Source organism: uncultured Nitrospira sp. (assembly GCA_902500695.1).
Classification (GTDB): Bacteria; Nitrospirota; Nitrospiria; order Nitrospirales; family UBA8639; genus Nitrospira_E.
Genome location: CABVRQ010000126.1, coordinates 1 through 6756, shown reverse-complemented (window position 1 = coordinate 6756; position 6756 = coordinate 1). Strand labels below are relative to the sequence as shown.

Annotated in this window: 7 protein-coding genes; 6 read left to right on the top strand and 1 reads right to left on the bottom strand. The window is 51.3% G+C overall.

Translation table 11 applies throughout. The features are described 5' to 3' along the window. Window positions 1-80: 80 nt before the first annotated feature. Complete coding sequence (locus AAH187_RS18355) at window positions 81-848, bottom strand: iron-containing redox enzyme family protein (RefSeq protein ID WP_342349939.1); 768 nt, start codon at window positions 846-848, stop codon at window positions 81-83. A gap of 315 nt (window positions 849-1163) precedes the next feature. Between AAH187_RS18355 and AAH187_RS18350 the strand changes: the two genes are divergently transcribed. The 6 genes from AAH187_RS18350 to AAH187_RS18325 all read left to right on the top strand — a co-directional run. Next, window positions 1164-1715: a VOC family protein gene (locus tag AAH187_RS18350; RefSeq protein ID WP_342349938.1), complete on the top strand. Its 552-nt coding sequence runs from the start codon at window positions 1164-1166 to the stop codon at window positions 1713-1715. 42 nt (window positions 1716-1757) lie between these two features. Then, window positions 1758-2864 (top strand): homogentisate 1,2-dioxygenase, encoded by a 1107-nt coding sequence (locus AAH187_RS18345; protein ID WP_342349937.1) that lies wholly within the window; start codon window positions 1758-1760, stop codon window positions 2862-2864. Further along, window positions 2861-3844 (top strand): fumarylacetoacetate hydrolase family protein, encoded by a 984-nt coding sequence (locus AAH187_RS18340; protein ID WP_342349936.1) that lies wholly within the window; start codon window positions 2861-2863, stop codon window positions 3842-3844. Before AAH187_RS18345 ends, AAH187_RS18340 begins: the two co-directional genes overlap by 4 nt. A 2-nt stretch (window positions 3845-3846) precedes the next feature. Beyond that, window positions 3847-4629 (top strand): hypothetical protein, encoded by a 783-nt coding sequence (locus AAH187_RS18335; RefSeq protein ID WP_342349935.1) that lies wholly within the window; start codon window positions 3847-3849, stop codon window positions 4627-4629. Beyond that, window positions 4616-6004: an MmgE/PrpD family protein gene (locus AAH187_RS18330; protein WP_342349934.1), complete on the top strand. Its 1389-nt coding sequence runs from the start codon at window positions 4616-4618 to the stop codon at window positions 6002-6004. Before AAH187_RS18335 ends, AAH187_RS18330 begins: the two co-directional genes overlap by 14 nt. Further along, a partial coding sequence (locus AAH187_RS18325; protein ID WP_342349933.1) for an isocitrate lyase/phosphoenolpyruvate mutase family protein occupies window positions 6001-6756 on the top strand: 756 nt, incomplete at its 3' end. The genes AAH187_RS18330 and AAH187_RS18325, both read left to right, overlap by 4 nt.

Below are 6756 nucleotides of genomic sequence, written 5' to 3'. Positions count from 1 at the left end.
ACCTCACCTCTCGGATACCAAAAAAGGCCCGGAGTCTCCGGGTAGAAGTCCGGTATCATGAAGAGCACTGGGTGCTTCACTCATCGCATGCCTCCAAGTGTGACCCGACCTTGGCGTGAATGTTTATGTAGGTGGGTAGGGGGCATGAGCGACCGTTGATGCTCAAGACCCATCCAAAATCCTTCAAGAAAGTCGAGGACTTGTCGGACGCCCCCGTAAAATTCTTGTCGTTCGTGAGATGAGAGATTCCCTTGATCGGAGGAATGTTCTTCCAGCGCGGCAACAGCATGCACCATGGCTTCTTCATGGGCAGACTCCAATTCACGATGAAACGTAAAATACCTCAGATCCAGGCCAGGGCTTCGTTCCCGGCGAATGGACTGCAAGCCGGGAATCAAGTGATCCCACATGGTGATGGCCATGTTTTCCAGGCCGAAGGAGGCTCCCAAAGCCTGCTCGTGGTTTCCACTGCTGTACAACGCCTCCAAGCCCCCGATGTAGGCCTGGGTGGAAGGCATCATGGGGGTTGCAAGGGCTTGGTGGATGTCGATGTCGAGGGAACGCAGGAAATGGCGATAGAGCAACTCATGTCTGTTTTCGGGGTGACCGTCTCCTAATTCGGAATATAAGACCCTGGTTAATTCATCGGCGACGGATTCATCTTCGGTATTGACCAGTTGGGCCACAAGAATTTTTGGAAAGAATCGGGCAAAGTTGTAAAACTCCACTGCAAAATCATAGAGCTCATGGTCGGATGCCAATCCTTGCTTGAACCGCTTTAGGTAGGAGTTATTGATGGCGCCATGGTGAAGAACGAATTCTCTCATCTCCCGGTGAAATTCTGACATGGTGGCCTCCTTTTTCGGAGTGTCTGAATCCCATTTGTACGCAAAGATAAGTGCAAATGTCAGTTTGCAAGTAAATAATAAAATATTATTATCATAATAAAACTTTTACGGATAACAAGCAATGACTGTGGGCGTTGTAATTATTGAAAACTCCATGCATAAGTGGGATTTTTTAAAAGATTGCCATTAATTATTTTTTAATGGTAAATTATAATTAAATTTGGCTGGCAAGGCTCATGGAGAGACGGAGGATCCTGAGGCAAAGGATAAGTCTGCAGAAGTCGTTTCGATTTCCTGATATGGAAGGAGTATCCAATGGGTGACACGGTTGGAATCGATCACATTACGCTTTGTGTGAATGATCTTCATGCTGCCGAACACCTGTTTAACAATATCCTCGGTTTTCAAACGATCTGGTCTGCGAACGATGTGGGTTCTGATAGATCCAGCATGGATACCATCGTGGTTCAACGGAACAATATCCGGGTCGCCCTCATGCAGGGGCGGGATAAAACTGGTAAGTCACAGATTACGGAATTTGTCGAGCGGTTTGGGCCCGGCATTCAACATGTCGCCCTGGAAGTTGACGATATCGAAACCGTGTGCCAGGAATGGGAGGCCCATGGCGTGAAGTTTAGCGGACCTGTCAAGGAAGGACGGGATGGATTTGGTCCACTCCGTCAGCGTTTTACCTATCCACTGTTTCCCGGCAGTGGAATTTTCTTTGAACTCACTCAGCGTAGACAGGGGCAGGAACAGTCCAAGACGTTTGTGAAGAGCACGGTCGAGTCTTTGTATCAAGATATTGAACGTAATCAAACGCAGGGAGTGGAGCAGACCATTATTGATTTTGGGCATATTCCATAAAGAGCCATGGCGTGAGGGTTTTAAGAAAACAGAAAGGACCCCATGTACTTAACAAGGAAAGGCCAATCACCCCGCCAAGCGCATGTCAACATCCCATCTGGGCTGTATGAAGAGGAGCATGGGCGAAAGGGATTTGCCGGTCCTGCTTCCCATCTGTATCGAATGCATCCTCCCACCAACTGGCTCCGAATCGATGGCCCTTGCAGGCCTCGGGCTTTTCAATGTCACGACTTGACTCCTCCTGATTTCTTCTCCAAAGAAGACCGACCGGTTGAAATATTACGAAGTCCGGATGTCCGGGTGCATATTTCCCGAAGAAAAGAAACGATGCCGTATTATTTTCGGAATGCGGATGGCGATGAGGTGCATTTTGTGCACAAAGGGCGTGGTCTACTGGAAACCGATTACGGCGTGCTGTCTTATGAACCCGGAGACTATCTGGTTATTCCCAAAGGGACGACCTACCGGACAGTTGTGGAGGAAGGGCCCGGGGTCGTGTTGATCATCGAAACTCATGGACCGGTCATGCTGCCTGAACGGGGTTTGTTAGGACAGCATGCGCTATTCGATCCCGAGGTTCTCGTGGTGCCGGAATTGCCAACGCCTGCCAAAAATAAAGGTCAGCATGAATGGGAGCTTCGCATCAAACGGGATGGAACCTATACCAAGGTGTTTTATCCTTTTTCTCCTTTGGATGTGGTCGGGTGGAAGGGAGAGGTCTGGCCGACGAAACTCAACGTTCGAGATTTTCGACCGGTGACCAGTCCACGGTATCACCTGCCTCCCAGTGTGCATGCGACCTTCCAGGCAGGAGGGGTGTGGATATCCACATTTGCCCCCAGGCCTCTAGAAAGTGAGCCTGGAGCGTTGAAAATCCCCTTTTATCATCGAAATACGGATTTCGATGAAGTCCTCTTTTATCACAAGGGAAATTTCTTCAGTCGGTCGGGCATCCATCCAGGGACTCTGACCTTGCATCCCCAGGGCATCCATCATGGACCGCATCCAGGGGCGGTTGAGGCCAGTCAAACACAAACACAGACGAATGAAGTTGCGGTGATGGTGGAGTCACGGCGTCCATTTCATGTCATGCTTGAGGCTGAGGCCGTTGAATTGAAGAACTATTCCATGAGTTGGAGCACAACATGAAACTTGTCACCTTCCAGGTTCACTCACCGGTTGGAAAATTTGCACGGGTCGGAGCGCTTCACAATGAGACCATCGTTGATCTGAACATGGCCTACCAGCGGATGTTGGCGGATGAAGGCGAGGCTCAACCCTCCAGGCTGGCAGCAGCTGAAGTTCCCTCGTCGATGCTGGAGCTTCTTCAAGGAGAGGTGTCGGCAATGAATAGAGCCCGGGAGGCTTTTCACTATATCAGTGGAAAAGGCCATTCGGTTCACGGACCTGATGGTGAAACGATTGTGTATGACAGAGAGGCGGTCTCGTTGCTGGCGCCGGTCCCTCATCCGCCTCTTCTTCTTGATTTTATTGCTTTTGAGGCGCATATCGCCGCGACTTCAAAAAAACGCGGTCAACCCATACCGCCGGAGTGGTACAACGCGCCGGTCTATTACAAAGGCAACCCACTGACCATCATCGGACCTGAAGATGTTCTTCTATGGCCGTTACAGACCAAAAAACTCGATTATGAGCTTGAACTGGCCTGTGTCATTGGTCGAAAGGGGAGAGATATCCCCGTGGATAAAGCCTGGGACTATATTGCCGGCTATACCATCATGAATGATTTCAGTGCGCGGGACATTCAATTCCAGGAAATGGCCTGTCGGCTTGGACCCGCAAAAGGGAAAGATTTTGCCACGGCCTTGGGACCCTGCCTGGTGACGCCGGATGAGATTCCAGACCTGAAGGAGGTCGCCATGGTGGCTCGTGTCAACGGAGAAGTCTGGTCGAAAGGGTCATTTGGGACCATTTACTGGTCGTTCGCTCAAATGATTGAACATGTGTCCAGGGGAGAAACAATCTATCCCGGTGAAGTATTTGGCTCCGGAACCGTGGGTGGGGGATGTGGATTGGAGATGGACCGGTTTTTACAACCGGATGATGTCGTGGAGTTGGAAATTCAGCCTATTGGAAAATTGAAAACGAAGATTATCAAGGAGAATTGAACATGAATCTGGTGCTTGAAAAACACAAACGAATATCGGAGTTGGTCGATTATCAACGAAGGCTTTATGTTGATTCAACCGTCGAGGAAAGGCTTAGAGCGATTGTCGAAAGATCCCCTTGTTCCTCATTGTCGAAAAACGAGGTCATTCGGATATTGCGCGACTCAAAGGCAGTCCTGTTCGATACTCATGTCTCAGTGGTGTCCGGCCACCATACCGCGACCTATTTAGGATTTGAAGCCATTGCACGTGATGCGGACCGGCTTTCTCTTATCAGTAAGGATATGGGGCAGTGGGTTCTGGGCCTGAGCCAACACCATCGAATCGACGGACTCCTCGTTCCGGCCTCGGATGCACGGTTGCTGGCAGAGGGTATGGCGACCATCCTCAGCCCTCATATGCCTGTGCGAGTGGTCTACGCTCCTTTCAATCCGGAAACAGGAAAGATTGGGGTGGAGATTTCTGAAGACTCGATACGAAAAGGGGATAATTTTGTGGTGATGAATGATGTGACAGCGCGAGGAAGTTGCGTCAACAAACTTGAAACCATTGTGACCGATCATGGCGGTCATGTGGTCGGGATGATGGTGTTTGCCCGTCGGGATAGCGGGCAGTTCCCATTAATGGACGACCTGATGTCCCGATATCCCTTTTACTACGGCACGAATATAACGATGCCTCAATGGGAAATTTCGGAATGTCCCAATTGTCTACGCGGCGAAGAGTTCTTTTCATGGAAAGAGATGCCGCCTGGTCTGAACGCATGGGGGGATGATGCTTGCTGAACGGCTAGCGAAGTATGCGGAGTTTCTTACCTTTCAGAACCTTCCTCCTGAAGTGATCCATGAGGTGAAGCGACGGGTCTTGGATAGTCTGGCTTGTGCCTATGGGGCTATCACCGCACTCCCTTGCAGGATTGCCAGGCGTCTAGCGACACACGTTGTATTAAACGAAGGGGCGACTGTATGGGGAACCCGCCATCGAACAAGCCCGGATATGGCCGCCTTTGCCAATGGCACGGCGGTCCGGTATCTCGATTATAACGATACCTATCTCTCAAAAGAACCGGCTCATCCGTCTGATAATATTCCGGCCTGTCTGGCGGTTGCCGAAAGTCTTCACCTTCATGGGCGGCAATTGATTCAATCCATTGTGCTGGCCTATGAGATTCAGTGCCGTCTGTGTGATGCCGCCGCGCTTCGCTCCCGAGGATGGGATCACGTCACCTACGGAGCGTTTTCTACCGCGGTCGCCACAGCCAGGCTACTCAAGCTCCCCAAAAAACAGATCGTGCATGCACTCAATTTGGCGGGTATTACCGCTGGCGCGCTTCGTCAGACCAGAGTGGGGGAAGTCTCCCTATGGAAAGCCTGTGCGTTTGCCAATGCCGGCAGGAATGGAATCTTCGCAGGGTATGCAGCCCGGGAGGGTATGACCGGACCCGGGGCCATGTTTGAAGGGGAGAAGGGATTTATGAAGGTGATTTCGGGGACATTCTCTCTTCCGGACATGGGGGGAATGGACGGTTCTTCTTATAAAATTCTTGACACCTACATTAAGCCCCATCCGTTGGAATATCATGCTCAATCTGCGGTGGAAGCCGCATTCACCATTCGTGAACACATACTCGCGGAGTATGGAGAATGTGTCCTCCAGGGAATCAATTCAATCATTGTCGGCAGTGGCGATGTCGCCATCGAAATCATTGGGCGAGACCCCGAAAAATGGCATCCCAAAACCCGTGAGACGGCCGATCATAGTCTTCCCTTTTGCGTGGCAGTTGCCCTTACGGATGGAAAAATTTCTCCCCGGTCATTTTCCCCGCATCGACTGAACGACCCCGTTCTCTTGAATCTCATGGAGAAAATCCGGGTTGAAGAGGTCAAAGATTTTTCTGAGCGATATCCGGATGCCATGGCCACCAAAATTGACGTCACTCTGATGGACGGCAAGACGTTTACGGCTCAGATTGACCATCCCCGAGGTCATCCACGGCGCCCGCTCACCGATCGCGCACTGGAATTGAAGTTTCAGAAGTTGACCTCACGGAAAATCGGCCGAGAAGACAGATCGAAGATCATCCAAACCGTGTGGGAACTGGATCACCTGAAAGACGTCAAATCGCTAGTGTCGGCACTACCGGTCATGGATACACGATGAGTGGGAAACAGATAACCTCACAGAGTCGGGCACGCCGCTTTCGAACCGAGCTTCAACGAGACACGTTGGCTGTGCCAGGCGTGTTTAATGCTTTTACAGCTCGATTGGTTGAGGATGCAGGTTTTTCGGCAGCCTATGTGTCCGGAGCGGGGCTGGCGGCTTCCAGGGCATTACCTGATATCGGGCTTTTAACGATGACGGAGGTGGTGACGGAAACCCGTTATGTGACCCAAAGGGTTCGGATTCCGGTCATCGTCGATGCCGATACGGGATTTGGAGAGAGACACCAGGTCTATCGCACGGTCCAGGAATTAGAATCAGCCGGGGCGGTGGGAATCCAACTTGAAGATCAAGTGTTGGCAAAACGTTGCGGCCATTTGCCGGGAAAAAATCTGATCTCGTGTGAGGGCATGTGTGAAAAGATTCAGTCGGCGGTTGAGGCCAAGCAGGACCAGGATCTTGTCATTATTGCGAGGACGGATGCTCGCGCTGTAGAGGGTCTCGATGGGGCCATTGAGAGGGCGCGAGCCTATAGGGCCGCCGGCGCTGACGCGATTTTTCCCGAGGCCCTACAGTCAGCCTACGAATTTGAAACGGCAGCCAAAGCTCTGAAACATTCCGGGAGCATCCTTGTCGCCAATATGACTGAATGGGGGCAAACCCCCTATCTCACCGTCCAGGAATTCTCCGGTATGGGATATCACGTGGTGCTCTTCCCCATGACCGTGTTTCGTGTGATGGCGAAGGAAGGC